The sequence below is a fragment of the Polaromonas sp. genome (assembly GCF_016185115.1).
Taxonomy (GTDB): domain Bacteria; phylum Pseudomonadota; class Gammaproteobacteria; order Burkholderiales; family Burkholderiaceae_C; genus Polaromonas.
On the sequence record NZ_JACPOF010000020.1, the window covers coordinates 72,564 to 94,351 of the forward strand.

The 21,788-nt window shown below is 56.2% G+C and carries 20 protein-coding genes and 1 tRNA gene; 10 read left to right on the forward strand and 11 right to left on the reverse strand.

The window, feature by feature from the left end; translation table 11 throughout:
- Positions 1–104 precede the first annotated feature (104 nt).
- Both HYX42_RS13300 and HYX42_RS13305 read left to right on the forward strand, forming a co-directional pair.
- Positions 105–1,574 carry an aldehyde dehydrogenase family protein gene (locus HYX42_RS13300; protein WP_293403759.1) on the forward strand — a complete coding sequence of 490 codons (1,470 nt, stop codon included), beginning with the start codon at positions 105–107 and terminating at the stop codon, positions 1,572–1,574.
- A gap of 32 nt (positions 1,575–1,606) precedes the next feature.
- Entirely contained in the window at positions 1,607–2,593 is a 987-nt protein-coding gene (locus HYX42_RS13305; RefSeq protein WP_293403761.1) for a tripartite tricarboxylate transporter substrate binding protein, read from the forward strand.
- A 685-nt stretch (positions 2,594–3,278) separates the two neighbouring features.
- Here the strand turns inward: HYX42_RS13305 and HYX42_RS13310 are convergent.
- On the reverse strand, positions 3,279–3,455 hold the full coding sequence (locus HYX42_RS13310) for a DUF1810 family protein (RefSeq protein ID WP_293403763.1): 177 nt from the start codon (positions 3,453–3,455) through the stop codon (positions 3,279–3,281).
- A 248-nt stretch (positions 3,456–3,703) separates the two neighbouring features.
- Here HYX42_RS13310 and HYX42_RS13315 point away from each other — a divergent pair, with 248 nt between their 5' ends.
- The 4 genes from HYX42_RS13315 to HYX42_RS13330 all read left to right on the forward strand — a co-directional run bounded on the left by HYX42_RS13315 (position 3,704) and on the right by HYX42_RS13330 (position 9,607).
- A complete protein-coding gene (locus HYX42_RS13315) occupies positions 3,704–4,084 on the forward strand; it encodes a hypothetical protein (RefSeq protein WP_293403765.1) in 381 nt (126 codons plus the stop codon).
- A 91-nt stretch (positions 4,085–4,175) separates the two neighbouring features.
- Complete coding sequence (locus tag HYX42_RS13320) at positions 4,176–4,904, forward strand: hypothetical protein (RefSeq protein WP_293403767.1); 729 nt, start codon at positions 4,176–4,178, stop codon at positions 4,902–4,904.
- A 263-nt stretch (positions 4,905–5,167) separates the two neighbouring features.
- A complete protein-coding gene (locus tag HYX42_RS13325) occupies positions 5,168–8,470 on the forward strand; it encodes a hypothetical protein (protein ID WP_293403769.1) in 3,303 nt (1,100 codons plus the stop codon).
- Positions 8,471–8,788: 318 nt separating this feature from the next.
- Entirely contained in the window at positions 8,789–9,607 is an 819-nt protein-coding gene (locus tag HYX42_RS13330) for a hypothetical protein (RefSeq protein WP_293403771.1), read from the forward strand.
- A gap of 180 nt (positions 9,608–9,787) precedes the next feature.
- On the opposite strand, the gene HYX42_RS13335 is transcribed toward HYX42_RS13330, so the two are convergent.
- Both HYX42_RS13335 and HYX42_RS13340 read right to left on the reverse strand, forming a co-directional pair.
- Positions 9,788–10,081, reverse strand: a complete 294-nt coding sequence (locus tag HYX42_RS13335; protein ID WP_293403773.1) for a DUF1810 family protein — start codon at positions 10,079–10,081, stop codon at positions 9,788–9,790.
- Between the two features lie 83 nt (positions 10,082–10,164).
- The gene (locus HYX42_RS13340; protein ID WP_293403775.1) at positions 10,165–10,596 is read right to left on the reverse strand and encodes a helix-turn-helix domain-containing protein; all 432 of its coding nucleotides are present in this window, start codon (positions 10,594–10,596) and stop codon (positions 10,165–10,167) included.
- A 211-nt stretch (positions 10,597–10,807) separates the two neighbouring features.
- On the opposite strand from HYX42_RS13340, the gene HYX42_RS23250 reads away from it, so the two are divergent.
- Entirely contained in the window at positions 10,808–11,239 is a 432-nt protein-coding gene (locus HYX42_RS23250; protein ID WP_366931152.1) for an HNH endonuclease, read from the forward strand.
- On the opposite strand, the gene HYX42_RS13345 is transcribed toward HYX42_RS23250, so the two are convergent.
- A complete protein-coding gene (locus tag HYX42_RS13345) occupies positions 11,165–11,935 on the reverse strand; it encodes a hypothetical protein (protein ID WP_293403777.1) in 771 nt (256 codons plus the stop codon). The genes HYX42_RS23250 and HYX42_RS13345 overlap by 75 nt on opposite strands.
- Positions 11,936–12,298: 363 nt before the next feature.
- Between HYX42_RS13345 and HYX42_RS13350 the strand changes: the two genes are divergently transcribed.
- Positions 12,299–12,598, forward strand: coding sequence for a helix-turn-helix transcriptional regulator (locus HYX42_RS13350; RefSeq protein WP_293403779.1), 300 nt, complete (start codon positions 12,299–12,301; stop codon positions 12,596–12,598).
- A gap of 96 nt (positions 12,599–12,694) precedes the next feature.
- Here the strand turns inward: HYX42_RS13350 and HYX42_RS13355 are convergent, their stop codons facing one another.
- The 7 genes from HYX42_RS13355 to HYX42_RS13385 form a co-directional block, all read right to left on the reverse strand.
- Positions 12,695–14,662, reverse strand: coding sequence for an ATP-dependent helicase (locus tag HYX42_RS13355; RefSeq protein ID WP_293403781.1), 1,968 nt, complete (start codon positions 14,660–14,662; stop codon positions 12,695–12,697).
- Positions 14,663–14,945: 283 nt separating this feature from the next.
- Entirely contained in the window at positions 14,946–15,797 is an 852-nt protein-coding gene (locus tag HYX42_RS13360) for a hypothetical protein (RefSeq protein WP_293403783.1), read from the reverse strand.
- 79 nt (positions 15,798–15,876) lie between these two features.
- Positions 15,877–16,485, reverse strand: coding sequence for a helix-turn-helix domain-containing protein (locus HYX42_RS13365; RefSeq protein WP_293403785.1), 609 nt, complete (start codon positions 16,483–16,485; stop codon positions 15,877–15,879).
- A gap of 544 nt (positions 16,486–17,029) precedes the next feature.
- Positions 17,030–17,117, reverse strand: a tRNA-Ser gene (locus HYX42_RS13370).
- 17 nt (positions 17,118–17,134) lie between these two features.
- Positions 17,135–18,460 carry a serine--tRNA ligase gene (gene serS / locus HYX42_RS13375; RefSeq protein ID WP_293403787.1) on the reverse strand — a complete coding sequence of 442 codons (1,326 nt, stop codon included), beginning with the start codon at positions 18,458–18,460 and terminating at the stop codon, positions 17,135–17,137.
- A 94-nt stretch (positions 18,461–18,554) separates the two neighbouring features.
- Entirely contained in the window at positions 18,555–19,547 is a 993-nt protein-coding gene (gene ispH / locus HYX42_RS13380) for a 4-hydroxy-3-methylbut-2-enyl diphosphate reductase (RefSeq protein WP_293404539.1), read from the reverse strand.
- A gap of 2 nt (positions 19,548–19,549) precedes the next feature.
- Positions 19,550–20,038, reverse strand: coding sequence for an FKBP-type peptidyl-prolyl cis-trans isomerase (locus HYX42_RS13385; protein WP_293403789.1), 489 nt, complete (start codon positions 20,036–20,038; stop codon positions 19,550–19,552).
- 136 nt (positions 20,039–20,174) lie between these two features.
- On the opposite strand from HYX42_RS13385, the gene radC reads away from it, so the two are divergent.
- Both radC and HYX42_RS13395 read left to right on the forward strand, forming a co-directional pair.
- Entirely contained in the window at positions 20,175–20,849 is a 675-nt protein-coding gene (gene radC / locus HYX42_RS13390; protein WP_293403791.1) for a DNA repair protein RadC, read from the forward strand.
- Positions 20,850–21,120: 271 nt separating this feature from the next.
- On the forward strand, positions 21,121–21,774 hold the full coding sequence (locus tag HYX42_RS13395; RefSeq protein WP_293403793.1) for a Smr/MutS family protein: 654 nt from the start codon (positions 21,121–21,123) through the stop codon (positions 21,772–21,774).
- The last annotated feature ends 14 nt before the right edge of the window (positions 21,775–21,788 follow it).

Sequence of the window (21,788 nt, forward strand, 5' to 3'; positions counted from 1 at the left end):
TCGAGCTCTGAAAGCTCGCACGGAGAAATTTGCCAATTCCAACAAGTCGGCTTCGCGCATAGGCCTTTTTGATATTCATTCAATTTCACAAAACGAGGTGTCATATGCACGCACACGAAATACCGGCAGGCATCTTGCCTGCGCAAAATGGTCTCTATTACGGCGGCGCCTGGCATGCACCGAAGGCCGGCGTTTTCGCCGAAACGATAAACCCAACCTACAACGAAGTCATCACCACGGCACCAGTGGCAGATGCATCTGACGTAGACGCAGCGGTAAGGGCCGCACACGAAGCATTTCCCGCCTGGGCAGCTACCCCACCCGTCGAACGAGGCCGTTATCTGAGAAAAGCAGCAGCCGTGCTCCGAGAGCATGCTCTTCCTCTGGCCCAGCTTGATTCCCTCAACAATGGGAATCCAGTTTCGGCACTCGCAATGGACGCAGATTTTGCCGCAGATTGCCTTGACTACTTTGCAGGCCTCGCCACTGAGATCAAGGGCGAGACGATCCCGATGGGTGACGGCAATTTCAACTACACGGTGCAAGAGCCACTTGGCGTCGTCGCTCGGGTTGTAGCCTACAACCACCCCTTAATGTTCGCAGCTGCAAGACTGGCCGCACCACTGGCCGCAGGAAATACTGTCGTAGTTAAAGCGCCTGACCAATCTCCGCTGTCAATACTGCGCCTGGCAGAACTGGTAGGGCATATCTTCCCTCCAGGAGTCGCAAACTTCCTGTGCGGTTCACGCGAATGTGGGGATGCCATGGCCAGACATCCACTGGTCCAAAAAATCACACTGGTCGGCGGAGTTCCAACGGGCAAGGCTGTCATGAAAACAGCCGCCGACAGTCTGAAGCCTGTGCTTCTTGAACTGGGTGGCAAGAATGCCTTGGTGGCTTACCCCGATGCGGACCTCGACAAGCTGGTGAACGGAATCGTTGGTGGCATGAACTTCACCTGGTCTGGTCAAAGCTGCGGTTCAACGAGTCGGGTGTTTTTACATGAGTCGATTCACGATCAGATTCTTGAAAAAGTCATCAAGTTGCTGCCTGAGCGCCACAAGCCCGGTATTCCAACTGATCCTAAGACGACGATGGGCTCCCTGGTTAGCGCAGCACAGCTGGAAAAGGTCAAGCGGTACGTGGCCATAGGGATTGAAGACGGCGGCCGGCTGGTTGCAGGCGGAAAACAGCCTGCTGACCCAGCGCTCAAGGACGGCTTCTTTTTTGAGCCAACTGTGTTTGCCGACATGAAGCCCGGTATGCGGCTGGCACAGGAGGAAGTGTTTGGCCCCGTCATGTCAGTCTTCAAATGGAGCAACGAAGACGAGTTGTGGAGCGCAGTTAATGGAGTGGATTTTGGACTCACCGGGTCCATCTGGACACAGAACCTGAACACGGCGCATCGTGCAGCCAGGCGCATCCACACCGGATATGTGTGGATCAATAACTCGAGCCAGCACTTTATGGGTGCACCGTTTGGCGGTGTGAAGCAATCGGGCATAGGCCGCGAGGAATGCTTCGCCGAGCTGCTTGAATTCACATATACAAAAAACGTGAACCTGAAGTTTTAACTCTACTACTGAAAAACTGGAGAAGGTTTCTCATGCGAAATATGACAAGAAATAAAAAGCCGCTCACTTTCAAGGTTGTTGCCACACTAATGCTTTCGCTGGCATGCTCGATAGCTTTGGCGCAACCTTTCCCCTCCCGGCCAGTAAAGCTCATCGTTCCGTTTACTGCAGGCGGTTCCGTCGATGCAGTCGGAAGAGCAGTTGGCCAAGGCTTGTCAGAGCAGTTGGGGCAACCTGTGGTTGTAGATAACCGCCCAGGAGCGGATGGTGCAATTGGTACGGCCGAGGTTATCCGTTCGAAGCCTGATGGCCATACCTTGCTGGTGGCCACCAACACCCAAATACTTGCCGTTCCCACTTTGCGGTTGAAGCCCCCGTACGACCCACTAACCGCTCTCCAGCCAATCGGTCTGTTGGGGCAATCGGCGTTCTTCATGTACGTTCACCCAAGCCTGCCCGTGAACAACCTGAAAGAATTCATCGCTTACGCAAAAGCCAATCCGGGCAAACTCAGTTATGCATTCGGAAACTCTACCGGAAATTTAGCAGCTGCGCAGCTGGTGCGACTTGCAGGCTTGCAGATGACCGGCGTGCCCTACAAGGGCGAGGCGCCCGCCCTGCCAGACCTGATATCTGGACGCGTCCAGATGATGTTGGCCTCCACTACCAGTATGTTGAATATGGTGAAGGATGGGAAACTAAAGGCAATCGCATCCATCGGCGACGCACGGAGTGCGTTGGCACCGGACGTTCCCACTTTTGACGAGGCTGGACTTCGGGGCATCACGATTCTTCCTTGGATTGGCCTTTTTGCTCCTGCAGACACTTCACCAGAAATAGTGACCAGGCTTTCCAGAGAGTTAACTACTTTGATGCGTCAGCCCGCCAATGCCCGGCTACTGGAGCAACAAGGCCTGACACCAGCCGTTCGGTCACCGGGCGAGATGCGGACATTTATATCAACACAGCTACAGATCTGGACACGTCTGATAAGCGAGGCTGGAGTGGAGCGCGAGTAAAAGCCCAGCAGGTCCAGCGGCGAAAACTGCTGGGCGTAAGGGCATTGCGCACAATATTGAGAAGAAGCGATTACAAGGGGAAATAGCCCCAATACAAGCGCGGATCAACTCAATAGTGCTCAATTGCACTCCAAAAACTGACGAGGGAGAGTGAGTGCTTCGCGACGAATAGGTGTAAATCCAGCGCACATCTTCGGATTGGAGCGTACACGGAGTGCAGCTAGCCATTTTCTTATCCGAAGTGCACTACCGCCCAAATTTACTTTGCCAGGCCTTATAAGAACGCAGTTCAGCAAGCTCTTGAAGCTCGTCCGGCGGATATAGATTTGGGAACTCGGTTGCAGGCACTCCATCGCGAAGAAGTTGATGCATATGTTTAAGGGCTTGCACAGCAGATGACAACGGTTGAAGACCCTGTAGACATACGGAGACGCACAGTTTCCCGAGACGCGAATGAACGAGTATTTGAGGAGCTACGCTCCCAAACATGAGAGGCCTCCTGACTGCGCCTCTCATTTCAGCCGCCTCCTCTTAGGTTTTTACTTTTGTAACTAAAATTCCCAATCAAGTTCGATGCCAATCCCGATGACTTTGCGATGCGGCGATGGAGACGGGTCTACTTACTATAAGTAAGACTTTAAGTGGGTGAGGTTTGCACTGCCCTTGCGCCCACTCTCGCACAACCCTATTTCCGCGCTAGCAGCTCCAGTGTTCGAGGATCGGCTTTATCGCCACAGAATCTCAACAGCGCTTCCTTGAACACCGAATCCCCTGGGGCCACGGCGGCGAAGAGAGTCATGCAGGATCTGAACTTCAGATCATCTGGGGTCCCCAAGATCTCGAACGCTGATTTGCCTTTCACCGCCAGCTATTCCGAGCAATTAAAGTCGTAAACACTTTCAATTTACGCGACGCTAAGTCTATGTCAAGGGCAGACTCTTGTACCCGCAACTTTAAGCGCTGCGAACTGGAGTGCTGAATGTCAGTTTCGGAGCAAGCCGCATGGGCGGTTTAGGCCGGATCCTGCAGGGGTTACCATGACGCAAATCGGCCAGAAGCCGACATTCATCCGCTACGCTATCGGGTCATCGTTGCCAGCAGGAATACCACATGTTCGGTGTTTTCAAGTCAAAGGCTAGCAAGCCCGTGCAAAGCCTTTTTCGAATGTCCGTCAAGGTCGGACGTGGCTCGAACGCGGACATGCCGGCGACGCTCGCCGGCGCCTTCGTGCCAGTCTATGCAGCCGCAGAGAATCACGAAGATGCAGCCAGAAAGGGCGTATCGAAACTCGTCTCGCAGGGCTTTGAGTTCTTGGACTTTCGGGGCCTGAACCATCAACTTGATGCAGCACAGTGGTCTGGCTACGTCGCGAAGGCTTGGCCGGAGTTCGCGTCGAATCTCCCCAACCAAGCCGAGGTCCTAGCCGGGCTTAACGGTGACCTCGTAATCTTCGGGCCGTTCGCTGGTTACGAGCCTTCGCGCGAGGGCTGAATTCGGCCAGAAGCCGACACTCGTCGTTCCGGTCTCGTTCGCTCGATAGACTAACGCGGCGTCCAAGCATCTGGCCGCCCAACTTTTAGACATGGACTTCGAGATGGCAGACCTTTGGGACAACCTCTACATGCGGGATCAGGATGAACCTCACCATGTCATTACGTTTGGAAAGTCTCCAGCGCAGACCACTGAGGACCGAGAAAAGGGCATCGCGCGGTTTGGCGGCATGCGTGCACCCTCTTACGTAAATTCCTACTGGCTTGCGGCACACACGCTCCTAGAAAGTGCTGTTGCGTCGAAGACGCTCGATGATCTCGCTCTGCCGATCTTTTACTTGCAGCGCCATGCCGCTGAACTGCTGATCAAGCGGTTGTTAGACTGGGGATTTGACATCGCAGACCTCTGCGAACAGTTGCAAAAGCCCGGTGGCACGTTCCCCACCAGCGAGCATCTAAAAAGAAGAAATAACTGTCATGACCTTCCCCAGTTGCTAGCCGACCTTTCCGATCTTGCGACGAATTGGAGATGCCAACCCTTGCCTTCGGAGCTGCAAAGGCTGGTTAAACAGATCGGTGAATTTGAAACAACTGACACGTGGGCACGCTATGCACGCGGCCGAAAGAAGATCCCCGGCGAGAAGGCGCAGATCATCCATCACGTCAAGAATGAAGTTGCAATTCCGATGGTCGAGCTTCAGGCCCAGCTGGGGCGAGCCGTTCGTGCCTCTATCGAAACCCTTCCGCATGGCCAAACCCTTGAAGCAGAACTCTACGACAGGTGGTACCTACTGGCACGAGAGGCCGGGGAAGCCGGATAGCTGGAGCGACAGGCAGGATGCGGCCAGAAGCAGTCAGTCAGAACTTTTTTTCGGTTGACTGCTTCAGGCTGGGAACGGCCTTTGACCTCGAGTGTCGTGAGCGACAGTTCACCGTGCCCAAAGCTGTCAGACCGCCAGGCATCGGAACGTCCGCCTGCGAGACCTTGGTTGACCTGCCTGCTGACGACGTACACGACAATCTTCAATAATAAACATGAGGAGTTCGGGGTATGTATCTAATCCGGCGGCTCACACGAGCTGCGTTGGCGAACGTCTTCTACGCGCTCGGGAAACGGCCCGAGGCCGAGACAGTTGATTCGGTGCGCTCTATTGCAACGCTGGCAGCAGCGCGCATCTCAAAGCTGCGGCGAGTCCACGCCACCCACAATGACGATCCCGGGCGGTTCGCGAGCACGGTTCTATGGGGTGGGTCACACCCAATCATCTTCGCTGCGCTGGTGGGCCTTGGATGCGCAATTTTGGCGCTTGCCTGCTTGCCCGCGCCTTACCCAGACTGGGCTGTCATCCCTTTTCCTGATCTCCCCAAAGACTACACACACACGACGTTCTTCGGGACCATCTGGAGCGTCCAGGCGACGCTCATCGCGCTCGTCTATCCAATCGTCCTGACCTTCGTGCCCATCCTGCTTCAACGACGGGCATCATCGAAGTTCGCGCTAACCTTCTACATGCGTGATTCAGCCGTGCTACCGGCCGGCACAAGCTCCCTGTTGTTTCTGCTGGTGCTGACGGTGCAGTATCTTGCCGCGTACTATGTGCCGCAGGAGCTCTTCCTCTTTGGCGCCGTGTTTGATGGACTCTGGCTGCTAGCCAACATCGGCATGACCGGCTACTTCTTGGTGAAGACCGTGCGCTACGTCGAAGAGGACGTAGGTGAAGCAACCTACAGGCGCCTGGCGCTCAGCTACATCCTGTGGGCAGACCTCGAGGAAGCGCAGACGGCGGCCCTCTACGATGCCGGCGGACCCAACATTGGGGAATACCGAGGCGGGAAATTGGAACCGCTGGTCCGCATGATGGCGATTCACTCGGGGCAGCCGACCGTTTCAACGACCCTTTCCGGCAGAAACGAGTTGGTCGACATCGATCTGTTCCTCGTGAATCGCGTAGCCCGCGCGTGGGCAACGCGCGCCAAAGGTCATGTCGTCGGACAAGGAGCGGAGCGGAGACCACCAACCCTGGAACTTTTACCGTCGTTCTGGGGCGAATACTCTGGCCTCGTCCACATCGCCCGGGTTACCGGCGGGCCAGACCTGACGCCATATGAGCGTCGTGACCTCCTGCAGGCATACGTCTTCGCGCCACAACCTAGCCGCTTCTTCACTGGCAATACTAAGGGTCTGCTGGAGGAACTCGCCAGCGAAGTTCAGTCGCAGCTCGAGCAAGGCAGATTCGACGAGGCGGCTATGGCCTTCAAGAAGTTGCGCAGGCTGCACGAGGCCTTCCTTCACTGTTCAAATACGGATCAACACTCGAACCTCGCGAGCGTCCCCGCGACATGGTCTCTTGGATATCGCAGCGTCAGCGACTACTGGCTAGACCCCTACCGGCCGCTGTTTGAGGTGGCGGCGAACAAGCTGTCCGCCAACCAAGGGCTCTGGCGCGACCTGTGCAGGCTTCCTGCTGAACTGGTCCGTCGTTCAAATCCGCAGGACGTGCAGATGACCGACGACATCCTCGAACAATACGAACTCATCGACCATTTCCTAGGTACGTGGTGGACCCGCGAAGCCCATCGCTCACAGGCCGTCTTTGGGGCAACTGGAGCACAGCTTCCCGAACCTATGGCCTCCGACTACAGGGATGCCATCACGGCCGTGGTCAATGGTCTGAATGTCGCGGCGGTGCCTTTCGATGAGAAGGGGGCCGAAGACGAGCATCGGTGGGCCGCACGCCTACGAGCCACGGTGACATGGATGACGCATGCAGACATGTGCGTCAGACTGTTGATAGGTGCCGTCCGCCGGGGCGACAAGGTTGCGTCCGAGTGGTACAGCGACTGCCTGAGTCACTGGCTCTCTGACCGGGCGTACGAGTATGGCTCTCGCCGCTTCGCCTACGCGGACGACCTACCTGCGGCCAACGTCAGAGAGCTGGACATTTCATGGTCCAAAGCACGGCAGCAAGTCTCTGCGGCCATCCAGGGCGAAGCCACCGTTGACGACGCGGTCCATGTTCTTTGGGCAAGCCTCAAGCGGCACTGGGAGGTCGCGCGATTCACAAGCGCACTGCTCCTATTGCGCGACGAGGTTCACGGCACCTTCCAAGAACTTGCGCAGAGGGTTGCGGGCCACGTTCTCACCCTAACGTTTTTCACTCCAGGGCCATCAGTCGACGCCCAAAGCCTGCTTGATCCAGACTTACTACTGAGCACGTATTTAAGGCTATGCTGCTTCGAGCCGCACTCCCGCGCGCATTCGGCTTCACTCGTCGCCCGAATACTGCGGCGAGGCACCGATGGCCCCGTCATCAATGGTTGGACCTACACGGGCCACGGATACCAGAGCAATCCAGAGTCGCAGGCAAAGCAGTTCATGGCCTTGCTGCTCGCCTCAACCGACCCGGGCAGGTTTGCACTTAACGACGCATCCCGCCTGTGCAGGGACCTGCACGAGCTGGACACGATGCGTGAGCTGTCACGAGTTCTGGCCCTGCTCATCGCCGAGGTGAAACGGCCGCTACGGAAAGGGCTGCCGATTGCCGCAGCGGCTCTGCGTGCCCGCTTCGGGTCGCCGACGCGCACGGTGTCGCCATTGCTGCAATGGCGCAGAAAATTGAAGAACCTGCTAGAGGGAGTCGATGCGCAAATCGACGCTGAACTTCGTAAGATTGTTGTGCCGCCAGATGCGGCGAGAACACTCGTAGCGCGCCTGCAGGCCGAGTTGCTGAACCCGACCGACGGCAAGGCTTGGAACGGCCACATGCGGACAGGCGCTGGGGCTGTGACCAGGTCGCAAGACATGTGGTCAGAGTCGTGGCGTCGATACGAGAAGGCCACATTCCTACGGCCCCACGAGGAAGAGTTTCGCCAAGCGGACGTCCAGTGCTGGGCACGTCAGATTGCGTGGGGCACTCTGCCGTTGGCCCTTAGGGAAGCGCTACAAATCAAGGGCATCAAGCCTATCGAGGGCTCTTCAGGAGGCGAGCAATTGCTGAATCTCGCTGCGGCGATTCGCGTCGAGCTCAGGTCAGGCGGATCGCTCGTTGTTCTGGTTCCGCACGGCCCAAGCGGTCGCGTAGCAGAGGAGATGCATTGGCAAGTAGATGGTCGCTCAGGACCTCCTCACGGGGTCGAGTTCACGACACGCGTAGGTACAGAAGGCCCATTCGCACATCGCATGGTCAACGGCGCGTTTGTTTTCGACATGCAGACGCCAGACGACCGAATTTACCTAGTACCCGCCGCCTGGTTCGATTGCCTTGTCTTCGAGCAGCAGCTCGACGGCACGATTCTGCAGCACGAATTCCAAGTTGAGGAGCCTGACAGCGTGCTGTTTAAGCTTCATTGGCGCGCCGAGCTTTCTGGCGCTTTCCATCAAACCTAAGCTCCCTGACATCCGCCATACCTCCTAGAGCCACCATTCGGGCCAGCGCCTATCGTCGAGTCGATTGACCGCTTAGCGCTAGATTGCGTGAGTACGCCCTGCGGTGTCCAGCGACAGCTCTCGCTGCACAGTTGTCATCGACCCTCGCGGGCCGACCGGCTCCACCGGGCCCAAAGCGGCTATTCATTCCTCCCGATAGCGGTCGTTCGAGAGCAGTAATTTGGGGGGCAGTAACGTGTCAGTTCGGGAGCCTGAGAGCGGACTCAGAGATGTTGGTGTAGAACACGGCATTGATAACAACAACTTCTCCACCACCTCATGACCAACAAGCCCAAAACGGAGCGCAAGAAAGACGATTTCGACTGGAAGCACGCACGCGTGGAAAATCTCTTCGCTTTTCTCGACGGAAACACTAAATGGAACAAGGAGTTCCAAGAGCGTGAGTACACGCGCAGCCTCGCAGGCTGCATCTCGGGCCGTGACAGGCTGGTCTGCTTCCTGCATTTGAACGTCAGCACGCAATCGGGCGCTGACATGGACGAGCTCAAGCCATTTTGGGAGGCGCTTCATCGCGCCACGCCTGAGCAAACTTCCTCCCTGAAGGCATTCAACAGGTACCTGGCGCAACAGGCTGAAGAGGCAGCAAGGATGAAGAAAAAAACTTGGACACCGCAACCCGCCACTGATGAATGGGAAGCGCTGTCCAGGGCCCTGAATGCGCACCTCGGCTGGGGGACTAAGACGACAGCACTCTTCGTAAAGGCGACCATCAAGCTTCACCGGGGCCCCAAGGCCTTACACTTCTGGCCGGACGCCACGCCAGAGATGGCTCCGCTCCTTAAAAGCAAGCCCTTCTTGCCCGTGGACCGCGTCATCCTGTGCATCTTTCGAAAGCTTGGACATACCTGCCCCCGCTTCGACAACATCAACAGTGGACTGAGGCGTGAGTACACGGCCGAGCAGATGCTTACGTGGGACGACCTTTGGTTTTGGGGCTTCTTCACCCAGACTGGTGGAGGGGATGAACGAATCCTGGGTTGGAATCCGGGAAAGTTCTGGAGCCAGTTGTCCTCCTCCAAGGATGACGAATCCGAGTTAAGGGCGCTCGGCGACGAGTTTGTGCAGCTCGTGGGGTAGGCCCCCGACGGGTGGGGCGATTGTCGAGCCTCGATGGCGACGAATACATGAATGCGCACCCTTGATGCAGTTCATCCGCGACTGTCGGCTTCTGGCCGAATCTAGCCAGTCAAATGATCGGCCAGATCGTACATTTCAGCGGCACGGGTGCCCTTCGCGTTGCGTTCTTGATCCGTGTGTTTACGACTTTATTAACCTGTTTACGACTTTAATTACCCAGAATACCAGCATGAGTTCCACGCACTGAGTGAGTCGCACGCCTAGGACCGGGTGGTTCAAATACTCGACAGCTTCTTGCTTGGAGCGGGGCGCGAACTTTCGCGCCATGGTGCTCTGGCCGAGACCTTCGAGCTGCGGAAACACAAACCACATCCAGTGCGTTTTCTTCTTGCCTGCAGCAAGTTCTGCGCACACCATCTCATAGCGGTCGTCTTGCGCTTCTAAAGATCGCTCTAAATTGTTTTGTTCACTCATGTCAGCGAATGTACTGAATCAGTTGCTTTACCGGATGTTCTGGGAGCAGCGGTCCGCTCCGGGAACAATCTGTAATGGCAGTGCTATCCCAGCATCGCCAGTTGCTCCCGCGCAGTTTTCTTCGTCAGTTGCCGCGCCCTGGCAATCGCCGGCATGTTCTTCTCACGTGGACGGGTCTTGCCCTCTTCCCACAGATAGATAGAGGCGCCTGACACGCCCAACAGCTTTCCGAAGTCAGCAGCCGACAGATCGAGCTTCTTGCGCAGGGATGCCAAATTCTTTGCGCTATAGCGGGCAACGGTTTCACCGCCCTCTTCTGCAGCCTTGGGTGCTGCTTTGCGTGTGCCCTTGTTTGCCTGTGCCACGTCGCGCTCGAGCTGAGCCAAGCGGCGCTTCAACTCTGCGATTTCGGAACGATACTTGGAAGAGGCCTTTTTAAGAGCCGATACCTCAGCGCGGACTTCCTTTCGGGCGACGCGGGAGATTTCTGATTTGAGGGCGGTTGCAATGTTCATGGCGGCATTTTCGCATTTCGGACTGAAACTCAAAGTTTCCCGTATTGCTAGCTTCCGCCTTTTGGATTAAATTAATGAGTGCACGGGAAAACTTTTTGTGCTTCCCGCCCGCATTGGGGTTACCCCATGCATAGCCAGACCGGATTACCGCTGGCGCCCGAGCTGCAGTGACTGTCAACGGGGATTCTTGAACACTCAAAGAACCCCTAATATGACACCAGAGAAACGACGCCGACTACTGCGCTGGCAAGCATTCGATAGACAAAACGGCCTTTGTACTTACTGCGGCGACCCGATGTGGAAACACAATGGTAAGCAATTCGCACGGCAATCCGGAATTCCACGCCGGCAGGTTCGCTTTAGAAAGTGCACTACGGAGCACCTGGTGGCGCAACGCGACGGCGGCCAAGACACTCCAGAGAACATTGCAGCTGCGTGCGAGGAGTGCAATTGGAAGAGACATGCAGGCAGGGCTAACTGTGCGCCATCACCCGAAGAGTTTCGCAAAGAGGTGCAGGCGTCACGCCTGACCAACTCGCCAAATCATCCAGCTATTGGTTCTCTAAATCTAGCGAACTGGCTGCCAGCAAAATCCACTCATGACTGCGACTGTGGTCGCCACACCGTTCCGCAAAGTCGCTGAGCGGGTACCCGTCTGTGTCGCATAACCGACCACCACGGTCCCAACCCTGATTTGCTCCGGATCAAAGACCTTGGTGTTGCGGTTCAGCGTCAAGATGAAGTTATCTGCTGGTCGGCCCATCAGCCTGTAGGCCTCGGGAATGTTGCCGGTCAAAACCACGATCTCGGAGTCCATTTGGGCAATAGCGCCGACAAACTGGCCCATGCCCTTCGGCGCACCGTAGGCCACATGCATCACGGGTGCCTTAAGGGTGTCTGGGTCCATGCCCTTTGAGATGGCGTATGTTGGGCAATTGACAGGGGCACGCTTTCCTGATCGAAGCTCTGCGTTGAATATTTTGTCTTGGGCAGCATCTGCCTGCGCCTTCTGCGCATCTGCTGTTGCCTGGGCTCGCTGCTCCACTTCTTTCTGCGCAACCAGCCGCTGCTGACCAGCGTCGCGACGACGTACCTGGAACTGGGTGAAGGCACCCTCGGTCTGCTGTTCGCACTCGCGCTGCAACACGTCATATCCGTATACGTCGTTACGGAAATTTCCCGAAACCTGGGGCCGGTATTCTGGCGGGAACTTGCTCATTTCCTTGGCGCACGATGGCAGATCTGGGACCTCTGGCGAGGTGGGATCGATCAGCGACAAGTCGGTTTTGACGCTTTGGACGATGCGCTGGACGTTCTGCGGGGTGTAGAGGCTGTTCAAGCCCTGCCTTTGCTGCACGGGAGCTGGTGCAGCGGGCACTCCAGTCGCTGTTTGACCAGTTGGAGCGCAGGGCACGGAAGAACCGGTTCTACCGCCCAAGGCGCCCAACAGTATGTTGGCGAACTGGCAGCCAGCGTCTGCCTGCGCAAAGCAACAAGATGCACCCGTTACCAACCCGATCCAGACCAAGCTTCGCACCTTGCGATTAAATCGTTGATTCATTTCTTCCTCCATGTAGCACGCACGTTTCAAATCTAGAACCTGAATTGGCCCGGCGAAGAAATGGGATCAACGCAATACTACCAATTCGGTAGTATTTTACTTTAGAGAAAAGCGGACCATAACCACTCTTTAAGGGGTGGGATGTCGGATTTTGGGTCGCGGTTGAGAAAAGCTCGAATTCAAGCAAAGCTATCGCAGGAACAGCTGGGTATTGAAGCCGGGCTAGAGCCAGCGTCTGCCAGCACCCGGATGAACAGGTATGAGCTGGGAAAACGCGTCCCCGCTCAGCAGATAGTTCATCAACTAGCCTTAGTCTTAAAGGTCCCTACTGCCTATTTCTACTCGGACAACAACGACGAAGCCTCACTGTTACTGAACTACCATCGTCTGTCCAAAGCAAAAAAGCAGCAAGTCAATGAACTGATTCAGTCATTGATGTGACTTTTTCATGTACGCGTGAAATGCTGGCGCAAATTTAGAAGAGACGATGCCGGCTTAAGAACCAGCACCAACCCCGCGATCTAACACGCAATGAAATTACTTTGGTTCGCTTCCAAGAGAGTCCTTTACTTGGTAGCGGGTACCATCAGATTTGATCCAGTCCAGAGCTCCGACCTTGATAGCAGGCCTCAACGCCTCGGGGACCATCTCGAGTTCTGTTCTTGAGCTGGGGTCAGTGCGAGTTCCGCCGAAAAGCCGAACCTCCTTTTTTGCACGAGTAACAGCGACGTAGATTGTGCGCAGCTCCGCATCTCGCTCGGATTTTGTTTTGGCCTTGTTTATCGGCCACCCACCTTCGACCAGTCCAATGGCGAACACGTAGGGCCACTCTCCACCCTTGGCGCCATGGAGAGTAGTGAAAGTCACGCCTGACGCGGGGTTATCAACTATTCCTTTAAGCTTGGCGTGAGCGGCCTTCCAGCCCAAGTCAAGCTGCCGAACAACCGGATCAAAGTGCCGTAACCAGTTCCGGAGTTCGGGCTCATGCCTGATACCCCCACTTGAGCGCAGGTAAGCGTTGGTTGCCGCCTTGAACATAGACTCGCGGGCGCTACCCCTGAACTGCGAAAGCTCCAGGCAAAGATCGGCGCCGCGGTCTGAAGCCCATGGATCACTATCACCCAGCTCAAGATCAACCTTCTCCAGTATTCCCTTAACAATTTCTTCATTAAGCGATAACTTGGTAGCGCGTTTTTTTGGCTCGACCGTTTTCTTCTCCCCGCCTCCTGCCCTTTCGATGAGGTAAGCCAGCTTCATGACAGCTTCGAGGTGAGGCAGAAACTTGCGCCCCCGCTTGGGATGCTGCGTAGGAAGTGCTCTAGCCCAAAACTCTCGCTCTAATGGGGGTAACTCTTTCTTGGTCCGGGCAATCACGGCAATATCTGTACCCGGCACTCCCGTAGCCAACAGCTCTGCGATTTGCTGAGCCACTGCCGCGTTCATATCGACAGCCGCCTCAAAAGAATAGAAAGTTGGTTTCGGCCCTGATTTTGACGCTGTGATAGCGAAAGGCTGCCCACCCGAATGCGTGACCGCAACATTCCGCAGAATGAGATTGGCGAGGCGGGCATTCTGGTAAGTCAAGCGAAACGACTTGCACAGGGGAAGGCTGACCGCACCATCCAGAGGAGAAAAAGAAGCGCCACGATACTCAAAAATGGATTGATTCGGATCACCCAGCACCATTAAATGAAGGCGGGAATCCCGTTTCGCCATCGTGTTGACAAGTTGGATGTGATTAGGTCCAGCGTCCTGCCATTCGTCCACAAACACATACTTGTAGCCCAACCCGGTTGGTCCTCGTTTTTCGACAACACGGGTGGCGCGGCGCGTCATGTCGAAGAAGGTCAGTGAACCCTCAGACCAAAGCTTTCGCCTAGTTTCTCGAACAAGAGCTTCGACCAAGATTTGGCGAAGTGCATTGAATTGGCTCGGCCTGCGCTTTTCCGACCTCTTACCCTCTGGCCTGCCTGTCAGAACATCCACGACGAGCTGAACCGATTTGTGCTCAACGCTATTGATCTCTGCCAACCACTCCAGCCCAGATTTGCGATCAGGTCGACCCAGAACCTTCACCGCTTTCAAGGTCTTGCGCCCCAACTCCATTGACGAATTCTTCTTGGACTTGATGCAGGCTATTAGTGCAGTCACTGACCACAAGACAGCGGCTTCCACTTCTTTGGTCTTTGCCAGCTTGGCATTGCTCTTCATGCCTCGGGCCACGCTGAGACCAAAGCCATCAAGAGTCTTTACGACCACTCCGTTTTCAGCCAGTCCGACGGGTAGGCCAGCCCTACGCAGAGCATCCTCGCTTCGGCGCCGATCCTCACGGGAATAAGGAATCCACACAATCTCCTCGGGGTTTGCGCCTTGATCGACCAGATACTTGATACGCCGAACAACCATCGTGGTCTTACCGCTACCGGGACAGGCAAACACTTGGACCGATCGCTCTTTGGTTTGAACGATGTCCAGTTGCTCTTTGCTGGGCTGGAATTCTTTCATTTTGGTTAACCTGATTTGATTTGGTCCGTTTTGGATGAGTACTGAAAAGCACTTTGGAACCTTCGGCCTATCAAATTAATTTGATTAGGAGCAACTTCACTTCAAAATTTCATTCTTAATATGACGTAAATCAAGGTAGAAATTAAGGTGATAGGTTGTGCTCATCGAATTAGAAAATTGTGTGTTTTCACTTGGAAATTAAATTGAAATCGACTGTTATTCATCAATCTTGGTATGGCGAAAAAGAAAGTTGTGTATATGACCATTGACTGGCCATAACCATTTATCTCGCCCATACAGGGATCGTAAATTCACCTCTCTTTGCAGCCAGCAACCAAACGTCTAACGTCACCTCTTCAAGCGCACCAAAATCTAGGTTATGCAGTCTCACCATCTGATGAAGGGAAATATTTCCGTTCAGCTTGACCGTGGCAATTTGGCTCAATAGCCGATTTGCTCTTTTGACCAATGCCGTTTCCGATACCTTTTCACTACCAAGTGCTCGCCCAAGCTGGTTCTTCGTTGTCGGCGGCTGGAAAAACCTCACCACGTTGGCCCAATACCTTTGATGATTGAAGTGCAAGAGGTCCCCAACCGAGAGAATCCCTGCATCGCTCAATGGACGGGTACCCTGAAGCCTTAGTTCAAAGTGCGAAATAGGCTGAGATGCCAGTTTGGACGAAAGCTTTCCTGTTTTGTCGGCATACGTACAAACATTGAACTCTTTGTTGGGAGCATTTAGGTAAGTCGCGGCGTGGCGTTCAGCATGCTGCACTGCGGTGCCCGCGCTCTTTCCTTTAAAAACCGTCGATGGCCAAAAATGGCGCACCAGCACAATTGCTTCCGATGCATCATCAGCCGCGATATCCATCGCAAGCTCGACTGAGGACACTCGTGCGGCAATCGTTCCCAGCTCAATTGGAAGGGCTCGCAAGAATTTTTTGGAAGGCCGCGAAAAAATTAACTGGTAAGGGTAGGCTCTGTCGAAAGTCGTGTTGCTGGGAGAACGAAGGATCTGTATCAATTCTGAATGCGGTGAAAGAGCTACAAGCCTTTCAATAGTCTTTGGCGGCAGTTCTTGACTGGTTGAAATAGCAACCTGATCGAACTCGAAAACATGAGGGTTGTAATGCATAGTTGGATGAAATTTGAGGCAAGCCGGTGGCCTGCACATTCAAGTGCATTTACAAGCAAGCCTAGTAACTATTGGGAATTCAGCGGTCTCTTTGAGAGATGTATTTCTCCACGGTCTTACGTCTGATGCGCACCAGATGACCAACACGCACTGTCTCGATGTCACCATCCTCGATTCGGGCACGAACCGTGTTTTTGCTGACCCGTAGAAAGTCAGCAAGGTCCTGGATGGAGAACATTTCTTCGCCCAACGCCTCCGCAACACTGTTTTTCCTGTAGCGCGGTTGACGGCTCTTCGACGGCAACGTTTCAGCGGTTTTAGCAAACGCAGACGAGGGACTTGCCTCAAATGCCGAGAGAGACTTTTCTAACAAAGGATCTCCGTTTTCCTGCAACGGAGTTAGCTGTTCGCCAGAGCGTGCTTGAGCCCGTGGACTAGTTTCAGCCTCCTTGAGGGTAGGGTTGCTCGGCGAGGGATGCTCGTTCCGTACCACTTCTGCAGTTGGTGTCGCTTGAGGTGCAACCTCCACCTGCTCGCCATCATTCGCTGGACCGGTCGTGGTGGCTGGCTGGTCAGTAGAGGTTGTCTTGTCAGAACTTGAGCGAAATTTCACAACCGTGTTGCGACCGCCAGGAGATAAAGTTTTGCGCTCAACGTCGCGCTGAGAACGAAAAGAAACTGGAAACATAGTTATTGAGACTCCAAGGAGAGGCCGCGAATCCGCAGCGACTTATGTATTACTTGAGGTACTAAACCTCAAACGGCTTGGCCGGCTCTCGTGGAGAGGAAACTCCGCTGCTGCGAAGTCGTTTTAGGCGGCAGCCTAAAACTAAGATGACTGAGACTCAGCCACCTAAGCGCTTACATAAGTTCCTTGTGAGTTTCATGAAGAGTGACGTTATGGGCTGCAAATAGCCGGATAGGCAAAGGCCAAGTCACTTACATGAAAAGCCAGATTTCGTGCCAATGCACTTAAATATGGATGAGATGATTTTGTACTTTTTGCACAAATTTATCAAGCGTGCAGGTCACTGCGCGATATTCGGAGGGCGCTTGGCACGGCGGTAGTTACCCCAGCAGATCGCGGCGCCACACTGCGTTACGTGCAAGCATGCCAATAGCAACAGCCTTACCGGTGCAACTAAGTGCAATTCAGCACAAATCAAAAAGGGGGTAGAAAAAAGGGTTGCAAGCCGTGACTAGCTTGCAACCCGCATGTTTCCTAGTATTGCTGGCGGAGAGGGTGGGATTCGAACCCACGGTACCTTGCGGTACGCCTGATTTCGAGTCAGGTACATTCGGCCACTCTGCCACCTCTCCTGAGTGAACCCGTGATTCTAGCAGCCCAGAACAGTGACCCCGCCCATGTAGGGCTGGAGGGCTTCCGGCACCGCCACGCTGCCGTCTGCGCGCTGGTAGTTTTCCAACACTGCCACCAGGGTACGGCCTACCGCCAGGCCTGAACCGTTCAGGGTATGCACGAACTCGTTCTTGCCCTGGGCATTCTTGAAGCGGGCCTGCAGGCGGCGAGCCTGGAAGGCCTCGCAGTTTGAGACCGAACTGATCTCGCGGTAGGTCTTCTGCGCCGGCAGCCAGACTTCGAGGTCATAGGTTTTGGTGGCGCCAAAACCCATGTCGCCGGTGCACAGCAGCATGACGCGGTAAGGCAACCCCAGCTTTTGCAGAATGACCTCTGCGTGACCCGTCATTTCTTCGAGCACCTCGTAACTTTTCTCGGGATGAACGATCTGCACCATCTCCACCTTGTCAACCTGGTGCTGGCGGATCATGCCCCGCGTATCACGCCCATAGCTGCCGGCTTCCGACCGGAAACAGGGCGTGTGGGCGGTGAACTTCATGGGCAATTGCGATTCCGTGACGATCTCATCGCGTACAAAATTGGTCAGCGGCACCTCGGACGTCGGAATCAGGTAAAGCGCTGCGTTTTCGCTTTCACCCTCCTGCCCGCCCTTCTTCGCGGCGAACAGGTCTTCTTCAAACTTGGGCAGTTGCCCGGTCCCGCGCAGGGAATCGCTGTTGACGATATAGGGCACGTAGCACTCGGTGTAACCATGCTCTGCCGTCTGCACGTCCAGCATGAACTGGGAGAGCGCACGATGCAGGCGGGCCAGTGAGCCCTTCATGACGGTAAAGCGCGACCCCGTCAGCTTGGTGCCGAGTTCAAAGTCGAGGCCCATGGGCGCACCGACATCGACGTGGTCCCTGGGCTCAAATGCAAAAGCCGGCGGCTCACCGCCCAGGCCTTCAGCAGGGCTCCACTTGCGCACCTCGACATTGCCGTGCTCGTCGCTGCCCTGCGGCACGGACTCATGCGGCAGGTTGGGCACGGCCAGCAGCAGCGCCTGCAATTCAGACTGGATCTGCTCAAGCCTGACACTGGAGCTTTCAAGTTCAATCTTGGAGGCGGTGACCTGCACCATGATGGCACTGGCGTCTTCGCCCTTCGACTTGAGCTGGCCGATCTGCTTGGACAGCGTGTTGCGCTGGTTTTGCAGCTCTTCCGTGCGGGACTGGATGGCCTTGCGCTCGGCCTCCAGTGACTGGAAGGACGCAACATTCAGGAACGCCTGCGGCTTTTTGCGCGCTTCAAGGCGTTCCAGGGCTGATGGCAGGTCTTTACGGAGAAGGTTGATGTCGAGCATGGCGTGATTGTATTTTCTGAAACAAGGCGAGGGACGCCATGCGAAGGGGTCGATCAGACAGGCCCGGCAGGCGACGAAGAAAACACCAGCAGGATCAGGACAACTGGTGCAACTGGCTGTCGCTGACTTCCATCACCTGCGCCGGGGAATCCAGCTTGAGGCCTTTCGGCAGCGGAAATTTGATGGTTTCCTCAATGCCGTCCATTTTTCGGACAGACACCGCTCCCAGCGCCCTGATGCGGTCTATGACCTGCTTGACCAGTATCTCGGGCGCAGAAGCACCGGCTGTCAGGCCAACGCGGCTCTTGCCCTCAAACCAGGCTTCCTGAAGCTCGCTGGCGTCGTCAACCATGTAGGCGTCGGTACCCAGCTTGGCGGCCAGTTCGCGCAGGCGATTGCTGTTGGAGCTGGTGGGGCTGCCGACCACGATAAGGATGTCGACCTGCGGGCTGAGCACCTTGACGGCATCCTGCCGGTTCTGGGTGGCGTAGCAGATATCCTGCATCTTGGGGCTGCGCACCTTGGGGAAACGCGCCTTCACGGCCGCGGTTATTTCAGCCGCATCGTCCACGCTCAGCGTGGTCTGCGTCACCACCGCGAGCAGTGCGGTCTGGGCTGGCGCGATACGTGCGACATCGGCCACGTCCTCCACCAGATGGATGCCGCTCTCAAGCTGGCCCATGGTGCCTTCCACTTCGGGGTGCCCCTTGTGGCCGATCATGATGAACTCGTAGCCCTCTTTATGCAGCTTGGCGACTTCAACATGCACCTTGGTCACCAGCGGGCAGGTCGCGTCAAATATCTGGAAGCCGCGGCGCGCGGCCTCTTTCTGGATGGCCTGGCTCACGCCGTGGGCACTGAACACCAGCGTCGCACCGGGCGGCACTTCATCAAGTTCTTCGATGAAGATGGCGCCCTTGTCCTTTAACTCATTGACGACATAGGTGTTGTGCACGATCTCATGGCGCACATAAATAGGCGCACCAAACTTGGCCAGCGCACGCTCGACGATTTCAATGGCCCTGTCCACCCCGGCGCAAAAGCCGCGTGGCTCGGCCATCAGGATTTCTTGGGGCCCGTTTTTCATCATCACAAAACCCCGATCAACTGGACTTCAAAGACGACAGGCTGACCCGCAAGCGGATGGTTGAAGTCGAACTGCACAGCATCGCCAGACCCCTTGACCTGCTGCACAGCACCGGCGTACTGGCCCATGCCGTCAGGCGTGGGGAACTGCACCACATCACCAACCTTGTACTGCTCATCCGGGTCGCCCAGTTCATTGAGCAGCTTGCGCGCCACCCACTGCACAAGCTCGGGGTTGCGTTCGCCAAAAGCCTCGCCAGCGGGCAACTCAAAAGTGGTGCGCGTACCTTCAGCCAGGCCCAGCAGGCGCCGCTCGATGGCGGGGGACAGCTCGCCCGTTCCCAGGCTCAGGGTGGCAGGCTTGCCGTCAAAGGTGTTGATGATGTCGGCCCCCGGCTTGCCGCCCGCCGCCGGGCCGGCCATGCGGTAATGCAGCGTCAAAAAAGAGCCCTGTTCAACGACAGGCGGGGTGGTGGTTTCCACGGTGGACATAAAACTTTCGGCTTCCAGTCGGGTACAGCTGGACTGTTTGTAAACTGCCCCTATTGTAGAAAGTACCGCACAGGGAGGCCAGTTTGCGGATTTTTACCCCTCAAGCCGTCAGGCCGCGGCAAACAAAGAATAGAAAATGCTACTGAAGGACATCCCCCAGGATTCGCGCCCGCGTGAAAAACTGCTGGCCCGCGGCCCAGGCGCGCTCAGCAATGCCGAACTGCTCGCATTGCTCATACGTACCGGGCTGCAAGGGAAAAACGCGCTGCAGATAGGCGAAGAACTGGTTCAGAAGTTTGGTGGCGTGGCGGGCCTGCTGCACGCCACGCCTGACGAAATCAAAGGCATCAAGGGTCTTGGCCCCGCGAAGACGGCCGAGCTGATCGCCGTCCTTGAACTGGCCCGCCGCGCACTCGCAGAAGAGCTGAAGGAAAAAACCCTGTTCGCCACGCCACAGGCCGTGCGCGACTACCTGCAGCTTCAGCTTGGTAGCCGGCCTTATGAAGTCTTTGCGGTGCTTTTTCTCGACAGCCAGCACCGGCTCATCGTGCTGGAGGAGATGTTTCGCGGCACCCTCACCCAGACATCGGTCTATCCGCGTGAGGTTGTCATTCGCGCCCTTGCCCTCAATGCGGCCAGCGTGGTGCTGGCCCACAACCACCCCAGCGGCACAGCCAAACCTTCGCGTGCCGACGAGGCATTGACGCAAACCCTCAAATCCGCATTGGCTCTGGTCGATGTGCGGGTGCTTGACCACTTTGTAGTGACAAGCACGGGCGCCGTCTCCATGGCCGAGCTGGGGCTGCTATAAAAGTGGAACCTGCTTACCCTATTTTCAGGAGATGCGTTGTGAGTCAAAAGGGCTGTGCGCAAGGCGCAAAACGTAGACGGGGTATACCCCGGCAAGGCTTTGCAACGCCGCGCACGGCCCTTTTGATCACAACCCGCAGGGAACGCGGTGAAAGCAGCGCCACTCTGCGTTGCACTCCTGGGCAAGGCAGGAGCCTTGCCGTCGTCGCGCGCCTTGATTGGCACTGCTTTCACCGCGTTCGCGCTCCTGAAAATAGGGTAAACAGGTCCTTATGAAAACCGCCATTAAAAGTTTGCAGGACCTCAAGGCGGTCAAGAAGGAAATCGAAACCCGGGTGCGTCTCGAGCAGGAGCACGCAGCCGCACGTGCAGCCGCCGCCGCGAAGGCAAAGGCTGAAAAAGAACTTTTTTCGCGCACCATAGGCCCGGTCAAATCACTGCCGCCCAAACACCTGCCCGGCCAGCGCGCCGTGTTGCCTGTGGCGCAGGCGGCGCCGATTGCCGTACAGCAGCAGCTTGATGAACTCGCGGTGATGCGTTCTGCCCTGTCCGACGAGTTTGATGTGGACACCCTGCTCGATACCGACGAGGCGCTGAGCTATCGCCGCCCCGGCATGGGGCCCGAGGTGGTGCGCAAGCTGCGCCGGGGCGGCTGGAGCATTCAGGGCCAGCTGGACCTGCACGGCCTGCGCCGCGAGGACGCTCGCGAGGCGTTGAGCCTGTTCATCAAGGACGCCCACAAGGTGGGCTGGCGCTGCGTGCGTGTGGTGCATGGCAAGGGCCTGGGCTCGCCGGGCAAAACGCCGGTGCTCAAGGGCAAGGTGCAGAGCTGGCTGATACAGAAGCAGGAGGTGCTGGCATTTGTGCAGGCACGGCCTGCCGAAGGCGGCGCCGGCGCGCTGGTGGTGCTGCTGGCACAAGGGTGAGGCAGAGCTGAAAC